Genomic DNA, 18,334 nt, shown 5'->3' with positions numbered 1-18,334 from the left:
CGTTCTTGAATTGTTTTTATATAACTGAATTGTGTATCAGGGACTCTAATGCTTTCAGGACGCCTATAATGAAAGCGAATACGATCTGTGCAAATGTTTGTACAAAATCATTGTAAGCCCTTTTCCCTCATGCTATAATCCTAACCATTGTGAACAAAAGCCCGTCCGCCAGGCGGCATCACGCGAATGAGCGGTGCGGGCTGTCATCATTTTTAGGGAGGTAAACTGTATGCTGCTCGAAGCTATCTATCATAGGCCTCGTCTGAACTGGTCCTATGCCTACGACGAGAATACAATTCATCTGCGGCTTCGCGCCAAAAAAGACGATTTGACCGAGGTCTACGCCTGGGTTGGAGATAAATACGATTGGGACAAGAGCAAAGAGCTTGTTCCGATGACCGTGTTCACCTCCGATACCATGTTCGATTACTGGGAATGTGAATATGTCCCTCCGTTCCGCCGCTTGAAATACGGCTTTCAACTGGTGAAAGGCGATGAGAAGATCTGGATGACCGAAAGCGAGTTCCAGACCGATCGTCCGGCGAATCCGAATCGGCTGTTTGAATTTCCTTATATTCATCGTGGAGATATCTTCGCGCCTCCGGCGTGGGTAAAGGATGCCATCTTCTATCAAATCTTTCCGGAACGCTTCGCAAACGGAGATCCCAGCCTCAATCCGGAGAATGTGCAGCCTTGGGGCGGCATTCCGGAAAGGGACAATTTCTTCGGCGGCGATCTGCAAGGGGTAATCGACCATCTGGACCATTTGTCGGAGCTGGGCATAAACGCCCTCTACTTCACGCCGATCTTCGCCTCACCGACCAACCACAAATACGACACCGAAGATTATATGAAAGTCGATCCGCATTTCGGCGACACCGACACGCTGAAACAGCTCGTAAAGGCCTGTCACGAGAGGGGAATCCGCGTCCTGCTCGACGCCGTCTTCAATCATGCCGGCCGCAACTTCGCTCCGTTCCTTGATGTGGAGCAGAACGGCGAGGATTCCGTATACAAGGACTGGTTCCACGTTCGCGAATTCCCTCTGAGCATCGACGACGGAATTCCTTCGTACGACACCTTCGGCTTCGTTGCGGAGATGCCCAAGCTGAACACGGAAAATGAAGATGTGAAGAATTATCTTCTTGGCGTTGCGGAATATTGGATCAAGGAAGTGGGCATCGACGGATGGCGGCTTGATGTGGCGAACGAGGTGGACCATCAATTCTGGCGGGATTTCCGCCAAACGGTCAAGGGCGTCAACCCCGAAGCCTACATTCTCGGTGAAATCTGGCATGAGTCTTCGCCTTGGCTGGAAGGAGACAAATTCGACGCGGTTATGAACTACCCGTTCACTGACGCAGTTATCGACTTCTTCGTTCGCGAGGACCTGGACGCCTCTGGCTTCGCAGCAGCCATCGGCAAGCAGTTGTCCCGCTACCCGCTCCAGGCAAGCGAAGTGGCCTTCAATCTGCTGGACAGTCACGATACGTCCCGGTTGCTCTCGCTACCCGGCGGGAACAAAAAGAAACTGAAGATGGCCGCGGTCCTTCAATTCACCTTCATGGGCACACCCTGCATTTATTACGGCGACGAAGTCGGCCTTGACGGCGGAGAAGATCCTGGCTGCCGAAAATGCATGGAATGGGACCCTAATAAGCAGGATCGTGATTTGCTGGCCTTCTATCGCAAGCTGATCGACATCCGGAAGAGCCATCCGGCGCTGCGCACGGGAACGCTGACATTCCTTGATGCAGGCAATAGCGGCAAGCTCGCCTACGAGCGGCGTCTTGATGGCGAATCGGTGATCGTGCTGTTCAACCGGGAGGATTCAGGCGTAACGTTCCGGCTGCCGGTTCCGGAGGCTGGCTGGCGTGACCTGTTCACTGGCGAAATTTATAAAGCGGACCGGGGGACGCTCTCCGTCAGACTGCCCGCATCTGGATATGCCGTGCTTGCCCCTTACGCTCTGTAACCCGGCCCACAGCCGGGTTTGACATCAGAAGGCTTGTCAGCTTGTCTATTTACAATTAAAAAAACTTCGATTAAGATAAGCGTAGCAAACGGTTCCATCATAAGGAGGCTTCTATGACAGTTACCATCAAGGATGTGGCCAAGAGAGCGGGCGTTTCCCCCTCTACGGTTTCCCGGGTGTTGTCGGGCCATCCGAGAATCAGTGTGGAAACCTCCCGCAAAGTTAAAGGCATCATGGAGGAAATGGGCTATCACCCGAATATCATGGCGAAGAGCCTCGTCTCGAAGACGACGAACAGCATCTGCATTATTCTGCCTAAGCCGGCGGAAGAGCTGTTCTCCAATCTCTTCTTCATGGAACTGATCCGCGGGATCGTCACGCAGGCCAGCCGTTCGGGTTACGATGTGCTCATCAGTTCAGGCGCCAACGAGAAGGAGGAGCTGGATGCGGTATCGCGTCTCCTGAAAGGCCGCCGGGTGGACGGAGCGATTCTGCTCTATTCCCGGAAGGATGACGCGGTAATTGATTTCCTGCAGAGCAACGGCTATCCATGCGTTCTGGTCGGACGAAGCGACAAGTATGAAGACATGCTGTCAGTCGATACCGACAACGTGATGGCCGCTTATGACGCAACATCCCACCTGATTTCGATGGGACACGAGCGAATCGGCTTTGTCAGCGGTCCTCCGAATCTGATCGTCTCCCGGGACCGGCTGCAGGGATACCGCAAGGCCATTGAGGAACATGGTCTCGAATCCCGGCCCGAATGGATTGTGGAAGGCGAGTTTCTTCAAGACAGCGGCTACCGGGCCATGTCGTTCTTCATGAATCTGCCGAACCGGCCGACGGCGCTCGTCGTCGTGGACGATATGGTATCCTTCGGGGTGCTGCGCGGACTGAATGAACTGAAATTCAAGGTCCCGAATGATCTGGCGCTTGTCAGCTTTAACAACATCCCGCTTGCGGAGCTTTCCAGCCCGCCGATCAGCAGCATTGATATCGGCATCTATCATCTGGGGTACACCGCCTCACAGGTGCTGATCCAAAGCATTCAGAGCCCGAATAAAGAGACCGGTTACACGAACAGGTTCATTATTCCCCACCGGCTGATCGTACGGGAGTCATCCATGTATTCGCCGAAGAAGTGACACCCTGGAAGCTTCGGAAATCATAGTCAGGAAATCCCGCATTCCGTTAAGAAAATAAATGAAGCCTCAAGCGCTTCATTTATTTTTTGGAGGATTGCACAAACGTTTGCACTTTAATCTTTCACTTTGTTTCGCATTTTCATGCACCGACCTACATTCTCCCTTATAAACTAGGCAACAATATGAAATGAAGGAGGCCAATTCCATGAATACCATACAAGCCTGTCTGTTCGATCTTGACGGGGTGCTCGTCGATACCGCGAAGTATCATTATATTGCCTGGAAAGAACTGGCTGACAAGCTCGGCTTCGAATTTACCGAGAAGGATAATGAAAGACTGAAAGGCGTTAGCCGCGCCGCATCCCTGAACATCCTGCTTGAAATCGGCGGCCTCACCTTCAGTGAAGACGAGAAGGCCAGACTCGCCGAAGAGAAGAATAACCGCTATGTCGAATACATCTCCAAAATGGACAGCTCGGAAATCCTGCCGGGAGCGCTCGAGTTTCTGAAGGACTGCCGCGATAACGGCATTAAGGTCGCTCTGGGCTCCGCAAGCAAAAATGCGATGACCATTCTCAACAATACCGGACTCACTCCCTACTTCGATGCGATCATCGACGGAACCAAGACCTCTGCAGCCAAACCCGATCCGGAAGTATTCCTTCTCGGTGCTCAGGAACTCGGCGTTCCCGCTGAGAACAGCATCGTCTTCGAAGATGCCGAAGCCGGAGTCGAAGCGGCCAGCCGCGCTGGCATGGCCAGCGTAGGGATCGGTTCACCGGATACGCTCGGAGCCGCGAATATCGTCGTTCCCTCCCTGCAGGACATGAATGTCGTCCGGCTTCGCGAAGCCCTTTCCGCCGTGTAACACCGGATGCTTCCTGTCTTAGCAGGCATCCGGTATACGGAGTTGAAGTGCCTGTTTACACAGGAAAGCCGCCGTCTATTTATTCATATATACATTTATTATTAAAGGAGCCGATTGAGTATGAAACAATACTTGAAAGTCGACGAATGGTCCATTATTGAAGAATCCTTCGATCCCATGACACAGGAAATCTCCGAGAGCGTGTTCAGTCTGGGCAACGGTTATATGGGCGGCCGCGCCAACTTTGAAGAGAAGTACAGCGGTCACAGCCTTCAGGGCAGCTACGTAGCAGGTGTGTACTATCCCGACAAGACCCGGGTCGGCTGGTGGAAGAACGGCTATCCCGAATACTTCGCCAAGGTGCTGAACAGCACCAACTGGATCGGAATTGACATCGACATCGAAGGTACGCCGCTTGATTTGGCAGCCTGCACGGTTACGGATTTCCGCCGTGTGCTGAATATGCAAGAAGGCTACCTCTCCCGCAGCTTCACAGCCACCCTGGAGGATGGCAAGACTGTGAAGGTGGAGAGCATCCGCTTCGTCAGCATGACCCGCCGGGAGATCGGCGCGATTCGTTACTCCGTCACTCCGCTCAACTTCAGCGGCACCATTACGGTTACCCCTTATCTTGACGGCGACGTCAAGAACAAAGACTCCAACTATGACGAGAAGTTCTGGAATGAAGTCGAGAAGAACGTCGAGTCCGGCAGCGGCTATGTGACGCTCAAGACCAAGAAGCTGGATTTCCATGTGACAACCGCTATGGTCTATGACATCCATGTTGCCGGCAATAAGCTGGACGTCGAAGCCGAGACGGTTGACCGCGAAAAATATGTGGCGAATATCGTGAAGGTTCCTGTTAAAGAGAACGAGCAGCTGGTGATTTACAAATACGCAGCAAGTGTAACCTCCCGGAACTACGGGCTGGGTCAGCTGGTAGAAGCGGCGAAAGAAGCGCTGCAGTCCGCCAGAGAAGCCGGCTTCGTAGCGCTGCTGGCCGAGCAGGCAGACGCCTGGAAAGAGAAATGGAAGGAAAGCGACATTATCATCGAAGGCGATCCGTCCGCGCAGCAGGGCATCCGCTTCAATATTTTCCAGCTGAACCAGACGTACACTGGCGAGGACGACCGTCTCAACATCGGTCCGAAGGGCTTCACCGGCGAGAAATACGGCGGCAGCACCTATTGGGATACGGAAGCTTACTGCGTGCCGTTCTACCTCAGCACAGCGGATTCCTCTATCGCCCGGAACCTGCTGATCTACCGCTACAAGCATCTGGAGAAGGCGAAGGAGAATGCCCGCAAGCTCGGCTTCACCAAGGGCGCGCTGTATCCGATGGTAACGATGAACGGCGAGGAATGCCATAACGAATGGGAAATCACGTTCGAGGAAATTCACCGCAACGGAGCGATCGCCTACGCGATTTACGACTATGTGAACTACACTGGAGACAAAGCTTACCTCGGCCAGTATGGCCTTGAGGTGCTGGCGGAAATTTCCCGCTTCTGGGAAGAACGCGTGCACTACGTGGCGCATAAGGATAAATACGTGATGCTCGGCGTTACCGGTCCGAACGAGTATGAGAACAACGTCAACAACAACTGGTACACGAACCGGATCGCCGCCTGGACGATGGAGTACACGCTGGAAGCGCTGGACTATCTGCGCCAGAATGAACAATCCCGCTATGCCGAGCTTGTAGAGAAGCTGAACCTTCAGGACAGCGAGACAGACAAGTGGGCGGACATTATCGCCAAAATGTACTACCCGGCCGACGAGGAAAAAGGCATCTTCCTGCAGCAGGACGGCTTCCTTGACAAGCAGATCATCCCGGTCAAGGAACTGGCGCCCGAGAATCTGCCGCTGAACCAGAAATGGTCCTGGGACCGCATCCTGCGCTCCTGCTACATCAAGCAGGCTGACGTGCTGCAGGGTCTGTATTTCCTGAGCGACCGCTATGACCTGGAGACCAAGAAACGCAACTTCGACTTCTACGAGCCGATCACCGTTCATGAGTCCTCCCTCTCCCCTTGCATTCACTCCATTCTGGCAAGTGAGCTCGGGTACAAGGAGAAGGCTTACGAAATGTATCTCCGGACATCCCGGCTCGATCTGGACAACTACAACAATGACACCGAAGACGGCTGCCATACGACAAGCATGGCGGGCACCTGGATGTCCATTGTCCACGGCTTCGGCGGTCTCCGCGTACAGAACGACCGCCTGATCCTGAAGCCGTCCAATCCGGGCCACTGGACCTCGTATTCGTTCAAAGTCATGTTCCGCGGCTCCCGTCTCCAGATTACTGTAACCGATCAGAGCGTTACGGTAACCAACGAGACCGAGACGCCTGCTGCGCTCACGATTTTTGACAAAGAATACACCGTGAGCGGCCTTAGCACAGTAAGCGCACAGAACGTGCCGGTAACGATCTGATCAGTAACGATCTAATCCGGAACGATCTGATCAGTTACATTCCAATCTCATAACGATCCATTCCGGTAACGATTTGATCCGGCGACAATTTAATGGACAAAGCCCCCGCTAACAGGTACCCCCGCCTGCGCGGGGGCTTTGCCGTCCGCATTCACATTTTACAGAAGCGAAAGGAGCTTTTACCATGAATTGAACCTTTTGGAAAGAAGCCGTCGTCTACCAGATTTATCCGCGAAGCTTCCAGGACAGCAACGGTGACGGCATCGGTGATCTGCAGGGCATCATTTCCCGTCTCGACTATCTGAAGACGCTGGGTGTGGACGTGATCTGGCTGTCGCCGGTGTACAAATCCCCGAATGATGACAACGGCTACGACATCAGCGACTACCAGGACATTATGGACGATTTTGGAACAATGAAGGATTGGGAGGAACTGCTGGAAGGCATGCACGCCCGGGGCATCAAGCTGATGATGGACCTTGTCATCAACCATTCCTCGGATGAACACGCCTGGTTCATACAATCGCGCTCCTCCAAGGACAATCCTTACCGGGATTACTATATTTGGCGCCCGGCGCAGCAAGACGGCAGCCTGCCGAACAATTGGAGCTCCATCTTCAGCGGTCCGGCCTGGGAGTATGACGAGAAGACGGACGAATATTATCTCCATCTGTTCTCACGCAAGCAGCCTGATCTCAACTGGGAGAACCCGAAGCTGCGCCAGGAGCTGTATGACATGATGGCCTTCTGGCTGGACAAGGGCGTAGACGGCTTCCGGATGGACGTGATCAACATGATCTCCAAGGTCGAAGGCCTCCCTTCCGTCGAGTCGGACGGATTGAAGCCGGGTGAACTGGCGGGCGGCGGCGAGTTCTATATGAACGGTCCTAAAGTCCACGACTATCTCCAGGAAATGAACCGGAGCGTGCTGTCCAAGTACGACATCATGACGGTCGGTGAAACCCCTGGCGCCTCGGTCGAGGACGCGATTCTATACACGGACGAGGAACGCAAAGAGCTGCAGATGGTGTTCCAGTTCGAGCATATGGATGTCGACTCCGGCCCGACCGGCAAATGGGAGGTTGTGCCTTGGAACTTGGCCAAACTTCGCGACGTTCTGCATAAATGGCAGGTCGGACTGGCCGATAAAGGCTGGAACAGCCTGTATCTGAACAACCATGACCAGCCGCGCATGGTGTCCCGGTTCGGTGATGACGGGGAATACCGGGTCATCTCCGCCAAGATGCTGGCCACCCTGCTGCACACCCTGAAAGGAACGCCTTATATTTACCAGGGCGAGGAGATCGGCATGACCAATGTTAAGTTCGCCAGCCTGGAGCACTACAAGGATATTGAAATTCTGAACATGTACCGGGAAAAAGTGACCGAAGGCGGCGCCAAGCATGAAGAGGTGCTTCAATCCATTCACATCAAAGGACGCGACAATGCGCGCACGCCGATGCAGTGGGATGCCTCTGCGCAAGCTGGATTTACGAGCGGAACCCCATGGATTGAAGTGAATCCGAACTATACCGAAATTAACGCCGAGCAAGCCTTGGCCGATCCGGACTCGATCTTCCACTATTACCGGAGGCTGATCGAGCTGCGCAAGAATAACCCTGTTATGGTCTATGGCGATTATGAGCTGCTTCTGCAGGATCATGAGTTCATCTACGCCTACACCCGTACGCTTGACCAGGAGCGCTGGCTGGTGCTGCTCAACTTCTGCAAGGTGCCGCAGGATATTGGCCTGACGGAAGAGCTGGCACAGGTCAAAGAGCTGGTCATCGGCAACTACGCCGAAGTACCGGACGATATATCGGTACTTCGTCCTTTCGAAGCCAGAGTGTACCGGCTGGGCGGCGCCGTTTAGGAACCCGCGAAATCGGAATCGGGGTCTTCGATCATTGCACAAGCGGCAGCCCCGAGGCGACGAGCTAGACGCCGAGGCTGTCCCGCAGCATTAAGCTTCAATAAGCAAACAGCGGCAAATCGGGAGCGAATTATCAATCCTCCCGGTCTGCCGCTGTGTTTTTACGAAAATGTCCCATCCGTCCTTGAGATCGCCTTGAGAACGACCAGAACCGCCATTTCATGCGAAGCTGCCTGCATAACCTTTTTCAAATATCGGGATTCTCCGCCTGCGTTTTTAAGCAAGAAACCGAGCGCTCCTTTCGCATACGAGTCTGGTTGTCCCAATTCTTCCGTCTCCTGCAGTCTATGACCCAATGACTTCACATCTTTGATAAATTTGATCTTCACCAGGTAATCTTCGTAGTAGCGTATAGTAGCAGCGGTTAAGCCCGTACGTTCCGCAAGTTCGCCTCTGGTCATCCTCTCCATCTTGAAACTCCTTTCCATGCTGTTTATTATAACTAACCCGATCCCGTCTTCCCAAAAAGCGGTTGCAGGGATCGCCAGCCTGCCCAATAATGGAGGAAGAACTTTCTACATAAAGGATGGGAAAAGATGGACTTTACACCGCTATCCCGATTTATCGATTCTCTTACTTCCTGGCGCATTCCGTGAGCGGAGGTAATGGTGATGCACCGCAACGAGAAGGTGTTCCATTACCGCAGCGGATCGCTAAGCCCGCTCGGTGAATTCGGCTGGAGCGGCGCCGCCGGATGTCTGTCTGGCGGTCATTGATCCCGCTTCCAAGCTCACCGTAATGTATGCGCAGCATTTGCTGAACAATCAGGAGCCTTACGTGCACCCGCGTCTGAAAAATATCATCTACGCCTGCCTGTAGCGTGCCGCGGTACGCGAATCCGCCCAGGTAAAGTGACCGCAGCTCGGACCGGCCCGCCGATCTGTCCGAAGAACGCACGGAAGAACAGGACCGGCATCGGCAGCCGGTGTTAGGATGTAGACAAAGGAGATGGCTCGCTGTGGAATGGCTGAACCGCATGAAGGATGCTTTGGACTATATGGAGAACCATATGACCGAACCGATGAACATGGAGGAGATCGCAAAGGCAGCCTGCTCCTCCTCCTTCCACTTTCAGCGGATGTTCAATCTCGTCACAGGCGTAACTGTAGCGGAGTATATCCGCAAGCGGCGGCTGACGCTGGCCGCCCAGGAGTTGGCCATGTCGCCGGTCCGTGTCCTGGATGTGTCGCTGAAATACGGATACGACTCGCCGGAAGCATTCGCCAAGGCCTTCCGGAAGGCCCATGGCATCTCGCCTTCGGCGGCCCGTGAACCGGGAACCGTCCTCAAGGCATTCCCGCGCCTCACCTTTACTCTATCCTTGAAGGGAGACAAAGAAATGGACTATCGTATCGAACATAAGGAAGCGTTTCGCGTTATCGGGAGAAAGCTTGAGACCACAACACGGGATGGGGAGAATCTTCGCGAGATTCCGAAGTTCTGGGACACTTGCAACAGCGACGGAAGCTCGGACCGGCTGGTGGAGCTGGGAGGCGGTGTGCATGACCTGCTCGGCATCTGCGCCGATGTGAAGCATGAGCAGGAGACGCTCTCCTACTGGGTCGCCGTGGAGAGCGAAGCTGATGTTCCGGACGGGTACTCCTCTACCGTCATTCCTGCCGCTACCTGGGCGGTCTTCACCTCAATCGGGCCGATGCCGCATGCCATCCAGAAGGTGTGGGAGCGCATCTTCCAGGAATGGTTCCCCGGCACACGCTATGAGCATTCCGGAGGCCCGGAATTCGAGCTGTATCCTCCCGGCGATCCTTCTGCCGAGGACTACCGCTGCGAAGTCTGGATACCGGTCATGAGCAAATAAGCGGCCTCCCTTAAGAGGCGCTAAGCAGAAGAAAGGCCGAGCGGACAGTCGCTCGGTCTTTCTTTTATACAACATTCCCGACTTATGTATGTATGCACAGACCGGTTCGCCTGGACAATCCAAGGTTGTCACTGGGCCTGCTTCACCTTTGATATGTGATTTCCCGGATTGTTCTTTGCCAGAAGATAGCCCCAGGAATTGGACTCCACGATCGACAGCTTCTCTCCGGTGATCAGCGTATCATTGCCTGCGGTACGGGGGAGCAGCAGCAGCCCCAGGGATTCTTTGTGAAAATCCTCCAGTGTTCCCTTCTCCGACACCTTCAGATTGCCGTACAGCTTGGAAGCCAGCATCACACTCTGAGGGACGTTCCCCGTATCCGGATGCTCATAATAGAAGAGGGTATAAGCGGAATAATCGCCTTGCTCCTGAATCTGACGTAGCAGCGCCTGCTCCGCTCCGTGAGCCGATGTGAAACTTCCTGTTAGCGTCCGGACAATATAAGTCTGCGTCAAAATGAACACGGAGGCGAACGCTGCTGCGAGTGCAGCTCGGAAGCCTTGGCGGCTCATTGCATGAAGCATCCCGGTGAACAGAAAGGCCGTTACAATCGCAAGCGGCGGGTAAATGGGGAGTATATACCACATCAGCTTGGTTGATGCGGCGGTGAACATGGCGAAGGGAACTGCAATCCACAGAGCCGTCCCTAACGTAAAGCTGTCGAGCGGAAGATGACGGAGCGTTCTGCGGCGAAGCATGACGAAGGTATAGTAGAGAACAATCAGAAACAGTGCGAGCGACCACTTGGTATGGAAGACTCTGAGAATATGAAGATAATAAGTCGGACCGTTCGCATGGCCTTCAATCGTTGACGAGGCGCGAGTAAGCAAATCGTACCGGATCATTTCCTTGATGAAGGTAAATTTGTCATATGGAAAGCGCAGCCCGAGCCAGACCGCAACGGGTACAACCGAGGCGGCAATAAAACCGAGCACATTCCTGAGATTCAGCTGGAAAATCCGTCGCGTAAGCAGCATGAATAGCACGATGATCATCAGAATCACCCCCGCATGCCAGCTCTTCGTGAGAAAGGCAAGGGAGAACATCAGCCCGGAGACATACAGCCAGCGGGTATGAAGTTCCGTCAGCATCAGGGAGATGACTGCGGCGGTGAACCAAAGGACGAACAGCGCATCCGCATCACCGGCCCTGGCCGAGTGGATCAGGATGAACTGCGAACTGGTGGCGAGTACAGCGGCGGACAGCAGTGAAGCCGTATTGCCGTAACGGTATCTTGTAAAAAGAGCCGTGAGTGCAATCGTGATCAATGCTGCAATGGCGGAGAACAGCCGAAGGCCGAGCGGGTTGAAACCGGCGATCTTGTATCCCAGCGCTACGCTCCAGAAGCTAAGCGGCGGTTTGAGGTTCCAATAGTCGTCATGATAATTATAGGTATTGATCATATAGCTGCCTTTCCTCAGCATTTCATAGGCGCTGACGCCGTGCCTCGCCTCGTCCCAGTCCTCAATCGGCATAGCGCCCAGCCGGTAGAACAAATTAAAACAGATCAGGACAAGCAGACAGCCTCCCAGCACAAAGTAGGTTCTGTCACTGAGCCAATCGCGTCTCTTCATTTCCTCCCGGTTCCAAACCATTCGCCCTTCCCCCTCACGAGCATTGTTGGGAGACGGCCGGCTGCCTCCCTTCTCCCCGTATACCAGGATTTCCATGACTTGTATTTATTGGAGTGGTATTCGCCATTTCTCTTCTGTTCCCTGCTTTGAGTCCGGCATGGTTTATGATTCTGGAGAACCTTGGTATAATAAGTAGATATGCGATACCGAATAAGAAGATTAATCGATTACCGGTGAAGGAGAATCCCATGTCTACGCTAAAAATCTTTACAGACAGCACTTCCGATATGCCGCAGAACTGGAAGGAAGAATATGATATCGGCATTGTTCCGCTCTATGTCGTATTCAAAGATGCGACTTACCGGGACGGTGTAGATATTACCCCGGAGGAGGTGTACCGCAAGGTAGCGGCGGCAGGCGCGCTGCCCAAGACGGCTGCTCCTTCCCCTGCCGATTTTATCGCCGCCTTTGCTCCCGCGATCGAGGAGGGACGGGATATTGTCTACCTTAGCCTCTCCTCCGCCTTGTCCTCCACTTATCAGAACGCGCGGCTGGCTGCAGAGGAATTCCCGTCCGGGCGGGTCCGGGTAATCGATTCCGGCAGCCTGTGCGGCGGCATCGCGCTGCTGGCGGTCAAAGCAGCCCGCGCGGCGCGGGATGGACGGAGTACCGATGAAGTCGTTGCTATGCTCGAAAGAGACCGGAGCCTGCTCAGCACCGAATTCGTTGTCGACACACTGGACTATTTACATATGGGCGGCCGGTGCTCCGGCATGCAGAATTTCATCGGAAGCCTGCTGAAGATCCGGCCGGTGCTTCGGCTCGTGGAAGGCAGCATCATTCCTGTTGGCAAGATTCGCGGCAAGAAGGAGAAGGCTGTGGAGCAAATGCTGAATCATGCCCTTTCCGATCCGGCCCCCATCGATACCGATCTGCTGATTGTCGCCAACACGCTCGCGAAAGAGGATGCCCGGCATCTGCATGACGCTCTTAAGTCGGCGACAGGCGCGAAGGAAATCGCCATTATTGAAGCCGGCTGTGTGATCGGCAGCCATTGCGGGCCGCATACAGTGGGGATGATGTACTTAAGGCGTCCGGAAGGCAGTGCTTAGAGGTACAGACATTTATCATTTCGATAATCGAAATAGGCAGGAGAGACAGTTCTGCTGATGAGAAGATAATAAAGGATTAGATTGGTCGCAATTATAAGAAAAGCGGTAGACTTGGACGAGAAAATAATGTCCTGGACTACCGCTTTTTTATTGAGCTAACGATTCCCGTCAGAGTTCAATAATCCGCACTTTCCCCTATGTTTAGGGCCCTCCTAACGGGATGAGCCTGTGTTATTCAAATAAATAGGCAATAACACTTCGTCGACGAATGAAGTCAACCAGGACTCCGTCAAGTTCCCGCCTTGAATAATAAATTCATATCTCATCAAGTTAAAAGGCAGCTGTATCTGCAGAGTAGTGAAATCGCTTGTTATTTCTCCACGTTTCTTAGCAAAGTCCTGAATCTTCTGCATAAAATGAGTATTTACTTCATGCGCATGAACGCTAATTTCTCTCAAGCTATCCGGTTGCCGGCTTAGCTCTTGCAAGACGGTGCCCAGTATTTCTGCTCCGATATCAACCATAAACTGATGATACAGATTTACCATATTCAGTAAATCCGCTCTCAAGCTTCCACGATCTTTGATGAGTTCAAGTATGGTGGGCACGCCAAACACTTGTGATATTCGATAATGAGCCATTTCATGCAGTAGATTCAGTTGAGTTCCATACTGTCGATACAACACCGTTCGACTTGTGCTTGCCTTTTTCGCAACATTTTGAAAGGTCATCTCTTGGTAACCAGAGGTTTGACAAATTTCATATGCAGCTTCCAATATCGCGCTTTCAAGCTCTTTCCCTCGTTTTCTTATACTGGTCATTTCATAGCTCCTCGATGAATTCTATATAGTTGACTATAACATAAAATTAAGATACATATTGCATCTTATTTACATTCGGTATATACTTCAGAATGAAAATAAGGTACAAATTGTACCTTGTTTAGAGAGGAGCTATCATAATGGCCACAAAAGAAGATAAAATACCGAAGTCTTTATTAACTATTGCATTGGTACTCGTACTTGGAGCGATTGCCCCCATGTTGGATGGAACGATGGTGAACATAGCTCTTAGTGATTTTTCTATGGCATTCAATGCATCACTCGATAACATTCAATGGATCGTAACAGGCTATATATTAGCTACAGGAATAGCCGTTCCCTTCTCTGGATGGCTCATTCAGCGATTTGATGGCAAAAAGGTGTATATTGCCGCACAAGTCGTTTTTCTCATGGGTTCGATTACCTCGGGACTATCCTGGAATTTAACTAGTATGGTTGTTTTCCGTGTGATTCAGGGCTTTGGCGCAGGTCTGATTATTCCGTTGTTAACAACGTTATTAATGCAAGTATCCGGGCAAGAAAAAGTCGGCCGATTAATGTCTATTGTAGGCCTGCCCATAGTTCTTGGACCAATCGTTGGACCCGTAATTGGCGGAGTGCTCGTGGATTATCTTTCCTGGCATTGGATTTTCTTCGTCAATGTTCCTGTTGTATTCATCTCGTTATACTTTATAACCACCAAGCTGCCCAGCTTCCCGCCTGCCAATCAACAAGCAAGGCTTGACTGGTTCGGAATCCTGATTCTCGGGACCATCTCAGTTAGTTTGATCTATGGGATCACTGAAGCCGCGCACAGGGCGGGTTTTAATAATACGAGAACGATATCGTTCATCATTGTTGGTGCCTTATTGACCATCATTTATGCGATTTACGCTGCTACAAATAAAAAGAATGTAGTTGTCCCCTTGAATTTGTTTAGACATAGAAGCTTTATCGGGTCCTTTTGCGGCTTGTTTCTTGCCGGAATTGGTACGAATGGTCCAATGCTGCTGCTGCCGCTTTTTTTCCAAAATGTTCGTAACGACTCCATCATTTTAGCTGCCTTAACCTTAATTCCACAGGGAGTAGGGATGCTGCTTGCAAGACCTCTAATTGGAAGAATGATTGACCGAATGGGTGCCAAGATTGTTGTCATTAATTCGATTGCCGTTTCACTAGCCGGGACGATTCCTTTTATTTGGGTCGATCAAAACACGAACTATTGGATTCTCGCTGCTGTACTCCTAATTCGCGGTATCGGCGTTGGTGGCGTAACGCTCCCATTAATGAGTGATGCCTATACGGGTTTGACTAAAATGCAAATCCCGCAGGCCAGTATCGCTACCCGGATTATTCAAAACATCGGTGGCGCCTTCGGCTCAGCCGTATTGGCAACTATTGTCGCAAGCCAGATTGATCATGCAGCTCCGGATGTTGCTCAATTGACATCTGCGTATCAATCCGGCTTCTTAACAGCGAGTATTCTCATTGTTGTCATGATCATTCCTTCTTTATTCTTAACCAATAAAATGGCTTCAAAGGTTACTCCGAAGCAGCAAAGAAACTGATCTTTTAGAGTTAAAAAAAGAAAGGCGTATGATCTCATTTCTGGGATCATCCGCCAATTCGATGTATCAATAACTTTATTTTCTTCTGATATCTGCAACCTCGACTTCCGCGCCAGCCTCTGCTTCTTCCTTGACAAAGGGCAGCATGAACCGGAAGATGGAGCCGCGGCTCTCCTCGCTCTCCACAAAGATCGTTCCGCCCATAAGCTCCACGAGCTGTTTGCAGATGGCAAGGCCGAGCCCGGTTCCCCCGTATTTGCGGTTGATCGCCGGATGAAGCTGCGAGAAGGACTGGAACAGCAGTCCAAGCTTCTCCTCTGCAATGCCAACCCCGGTATCCCGAACCGAGAATTCAAGCAGATAGTTCGGAGAATGGGGCAGCAGAATATTTTTGACCGACAGAATTACGCTGCCTTTCTCGGTAAATTTAAGCGCATTTCCCACCAGGTTCACGATGATCTGCCGCAGGCGGCTCGGATCGGCCGTAACCCTCTCAGGGACGCTGGTATCAGCCCACCAGCGCAAGGCCAACCCCTTCTCCTCCGCCTTCGGTATGAACAGATCGATCACGCTTTCGATCATGCTGCGGAGCTCAAATTGTACGGGTTCAAGCGGCAGCTTGCCGGCTTCGATTTTGCTGAAATCCAGAATATCGTTCAGAATGGTCAGCAGACTGTAGCTGCTGCTCCGGAGAATTTCCGCATAGGTCCGCTGGTCCTCGTCCAGTTCGCTGTCCAGCAGCAGATCGGCCATCCCGATCATGCCGTTCATTGGCGTCCGGATCTCATGGCTGATCATCGCCAGAAACTCCGATTTCGCACGTGAAGCTTGCTCCGCGGATTCCTTGGCCCGCTTCGTCTCCCGCTCGTTCGTAATATCGCTGAAGGCGACAACCACGCCCTCGATTTGGCCGAACTCCATAATTGGCGAGACCCGGTAATTGACCCAGAAGCTCGTTCCGTCTTTTCTCCAGAAGATCTCCTCGCTCATCCCGCGCGGCATGCCGTCCCCGATCGTCTGGCGGATGGGACACTCCTTCGGGCAGTATCTGGAACCGTCAGGGCGTGTGTGGTGGATATGATCGAGGCTGTCCAGGCCGATCAATTCATCACTCTCATAGCCAAGCATTAGCAGAGCTGTCTTATTGACGAAGAGAACCTTGCCCTCCTGGTCCAGACCGAAGATCCCCTCTGTAACGGAGTTCAGGATCAGTCCGGGCTGATCCTGAAAGCCTGTGGTCAGGAATCCTTGAGCAGCGGCAGTAAGGCTTGCGGGTTTCTCGGGCGTACCGCCAGCGGCTGGGTCCATCGTGGTATTCCGGGCTACAGCGAACACGCCAACGACCTCTTCATCATGCATGATTGGAACATAGCTTACCTCAACGGAAGCGACGTTGCCGGATTTCTGAATGTACTTGATCTTCACAGAGGTAGTCTGTCCTTCGCAGGCTTGCACGAAAGAGTCGGAAGCTTCGTCCCGGCTGCCGAACAGGAGCGCCCGCTCCCAGTATTCGGACATCTGTTCGGGTACGGATTCTTCCAGCCTCATTGCGGCGGCATTGGCACCGACACAGCGGCCTTGAAGATTCAATACGAAAATGCAGGCAGGGTCGATTTCGAATAATGCTTTGTAGGCGCTATTTTCGGCGATTAACCGTTTTAAGAGGTCATCTGTGTCCTTGTCCACGGTCCAACTTCCTTTCTAGAGTAACTCCCTTCGCCTCAGATCGACTTGTACCGGCCTTTTCTATGGGAGCTGCGACGCTGATGCCACGAAGCTGCGTGTGCCGCTTCAGACCCTCCAAAAGGCGAAAATCGTCATTATATGTAGAATACCAGTAGAATTTAAGCTTATTATATCAAAAACTCTTCAATAATTTATCCGATTATATTGGCTTTTTAATGGGAAAGAAGGCCCATCTTTTCCTGCGAAATCCCCGTTTGGTCCCGGCTGGCCGGCAATGCGTCCATCTGGAATAAGCTAATCGGTCGCAGGAGGAAATTCCTGCTTGTGATTGAGTGAGGAGCTGGCGTTAGTCAGGTGATCCTACACTACATCTGGCAAGCCGCTGAAGGCACAGCTGGAAAGGATATACGGTTGCCAAATATTCCATCAGAAGTGCTCATGCAAATAAGCTCTCCACGAACGATGTGTTATCGTTTATGGAGAGCTTTTACCGGATGAGCGGCATTTTACACCCTATTTCTCCTGTTCCTGCTCCTTAATTACCTGCTCAATCCCCAACAAAATCAAATTCACGCCGAACTCAAAGGCCCCGTCGGTCCCCATCAGATCGAACAACCGGCTCTTGAACAGCCTCCGGAACAGTCCTGCTTCCGTCTCGCTCATGGAATCCAGAAGGTGATCCATCTCCCCGTCCGCTAGCCCTCCCTGCTCCTTAAGAATAGCAGAGACATTACGCTGATGCTGATAATCGTCCAATACGAAGAAGAAGACATAGTTCACAAGCGTAAGAACCGCTTGCAGTTTCTGTTCCTCCTTAAGCGGTGTTGATTCCACGCAGAGCAGCATGCGGTTGGTGAACCGGATGAGGTCCGGTTCGTGGGGAAGCGTCTGCATCATGAGCTGCGTGGAGCAGGGATATCGGCTGAGCACACTCCGTACCGTTACCGCTAGCACAGTCAGTTGCTCCTTCCAATTCCCTTCGGAGTGGAGCTCCTCCAGGATTATTTTGGATACTTGATTGGCCAGACGGTAATAGAGTTTCTGCTTGCTCTTGAAGTACCAGTACAGAGAGGGGGCCTGAATTCCAAGCCGGTCAGCCAATCGTCTCATGCTGAATTTCTCGATGTCATCCTCCCCCAGAAGCTCCCATGAGGCTTCCAGTATCCTGTCCTCCGAAATCTGAGGCTGCTGCTTTTTCATCGATATCCGTCCTTTTATCTAACAGTGTAAGTTTTTGCTTTACAGGTTAATAGGTTCATGATATCATCTAACACTGTAAGGTTCAACCTAACACTGTTAGACAATCATATTTAATTAAGAAAGTGGTGACC

The 18,334-nt window shown here is 52.1% G+C and carries 13 protein-coding genes and 1 pseudogene; 9 read left to right on the top strand and 5 right to left on the bottom strand.

Features of this window, described 5'->3' with window-relative positions; all coding sequences use genetic code 11:
* The first annotated feature begins 229 nt into the window (after nucleotides 1–229).
* From PSTEL_RS08940 to PSTEL_RS08920, 5 genes and pseudogenes are all read left to right on the top strand, one after another.
* Nucleotides 230–1,975, top strand: coding sequence for an alpha-glycosidase (locus PSTEL_RS08940; RefSeq protein ID WP_038694717.1), 1,746 nt, complete (start codon nucleotides 230–232; stop codon nucleotides 1,973–1,975).
* A gap of 113 nt (nucleotides 1,976–2,088) precedes the next feature.
* Nucleotides 2,089–3,123: a LacI family DNA-binding transcriptional regulator gene (locus tag PSTEL_RS08935; protein WP_038694716.1), complete on the top strand. Its 1,035-nt coding sequence runs from the start codon at nucleotides 2,089–2,091 to the stop codon at nucleotides 3,121–3,123.
* Between the two features lie 205 nt (nucleotides 3,124–3,328).
* The gene (gene pgmB / locus PSTEL_RS08930; RefSeq protein WP_038694715.1) at nucleotides 3,329–3,991 is read left to right on the top strand and encodes a beta-phosphoglucomutase; all 663 of its coding nucleotides are present in this window, start codon (nucleotides 3,329–3,331) and stop codon (nucleotides 3,989–3,991) included.
* A gap of 120 nt (nucleotides 3,992–4,111) precedes the next feature.
* Nucleotides 4,112–6,430 (top strand): glycoside hydrolase family 65 protein, encoded by a 2,319-nt coding sequence (locus PSTEL_RS08925; RefSeq protein WP_038694714.1) that lies wholly within the window; start codon nucleotides 4,112–4,114, stop codon nucleotides 6,428–6,430.
* Nucleotides 6,431–6,626: 196 nt separating this feature from the next.
* Nucleotides 6,627–8,303, top strand: a pseudogene (locus PSTEL_RS08920) (glycoside hydrolase family 13 protein); the annotation flags it as partial.
* A 161-nt stretch (nucleotides 8,304–8,464) separates the two neighbouring features.
* On the opposite strand, the gene PSTEL_RS28385 reads toward PSTEL_RS08920, so the two are convergent.
* Nucleotides 8,465–8,773, bottom strand: a complete 309-nt coding sequence (locus PSTEL_RS28385; RefSeq protein ID WP_156995829.1) for a MerR family transcriptional regulator — start codon at nucleotides 8,771–8,773, stop codon at nucleotides 8,465–8,467.
* Nucleotides 8,774–9,029: 256 nt separating this feature from the next.
* Here PSTEL_RS28385 and PSTEL_RS27550 point away from each other — a divergent pair, with 256 nt between their 5' ends.
* A complete protein-coding gene (locus tag PSTEL_RS27550; protein WP_245625115.1) occupies nucleotides 9,030–9,182 on the top strand; it encodes a hypothetical protein in 153 nt (50 codons plus the stop codon).
* 139 nt (nucleotides 9,183–9,321) lie between these two features.
* Nucleotides 9,322–10,182: an AraC family transcriptional regulator gene (locus PSTEL_RS08910; RefSeq protein ID WP_179944920.1), complete on the top strand. Its 861-nt coding sequence runs from the start codon at nucleotides 9,322–9,324 to the stop codon at nucleotides 10,180–10,182.
* 128 nt (nucleotides 10,183–10,310) lie between these two features.
* On the opposite strand, the gene PSTEL_RS08905 is transcribed toward PSTEL_RS08910, so the two are convergent.
* Complete coding sequence (locus tag PSTEL_RS08905) at nucleotides 10,311–11,837, bottom strand: ArnT family glycosyltransferase (RefSeq protein WP_052098299.1); 1,527 nt, start codon at nucleotides 11,835–11,837, stop codon at nucleotides 10,311–10,313.
* Between the two features lie 227 nt (nucleotides 11,838–12,064).
* Between PSTEL_RS08905 and PSTEL_RS08900 the strand changes: the two genes are divergently transcribed.
* Nucleotides 12,065–12,928, top strand: coding sequence for a DegV family protein (locus PSTEL_RS08900; RefSeq protein WP_038694713.1), 864 nt, complete (start codon nucleotides 12,065–12,067; stop codon nucleotides 12,926–12,928).
* A 212-nt stretch (nucleotides 12,929–13,140) separates the two neighbouring features.
* Here the strand turns inward: PSTEL_RS08900 and PSTEL_RS08895 are convergent, their stop codons facing one another.
* Nucleotides 13,141–13,749, bottom strand: coding sequence for a TetR/AcrR family transcriptional regulator (locus PSTEL_RS08895; protein WP_038694712.1), 609 nt, complete (start codon nucleotides 13,747–13,749; stop codon nucleotides 13,141–13,143).
* Nucleotides 13,750–13,889: 140 nt separating this feature from the next.
* On the opposite strand from PSTEL_RS08895, the gene PSTEL_RS08890 reads away from it, so the two are divergent.
* The gene (locus PSTEL_RS08890; protein WP_038694711.1) at nucleotides 13,890–15,317 is read left to right on the top strand and encodes an MDR family MFS transporter; all 1,428 of its coding nucleotides are present in this window, start codon (nucleotides 13,890–13,892) and stop codon (nucleotides 15,315–15,317) included.
* 75 nt (nucleotides 15,318–15,392) lie between these two features.
* Here PSTEL_RS08890 and PSTEL_RS08885 read toward each other — a convergent pair whose 3' ends face one another.
* Together PSTEL_RS08885 and PSTEL_RS08880 are read right to left on the bottom strand one after the other, a co-directional pair.
* Nucleotides 15,393–17,003 carry an ATP-binding protein gene (locus PSTEL_RS08885; protein ID WP_052098298.1) on the bottom strand — a complete coding sequence of 537 codons (1,611 nt, stop codon included), beginning with the start codon at nucleotides 17,001–17,003 and terminating at the stop codon, nucleotides 15,393–15,395.
* Nucleotides 17,004–17,516: 513 nt separating this feature from the next.
* Nucleotides 17,517–18,203 (bottom strand): TetR/AcrR family transcriptional regulator, encoded by a 687-nt coding sequence (locus tag PSTEL_RS08880; protein ID WP_038694710.1) that lies wholly within the window; start codon nucleotides 18,201–18,203, stop codon nucleotides 17,517–17,519.
* Between the last annotated feature and the right edge of the window lie 131 nt (nucleotides 18,204–18,334).

Source organism: Paenibacillus stellifer, from assembly GCF_000758685.1.
GTDB lineage: Bacteria > Bacillota > Bacilli > Paenibacillales > Paenibacillaceae > Paenibacillus_AQ > Paenibacillus_AQ stellifer.
This window is presented reverse-complemented; position numbering and strand designations above follow the sequence as displayed.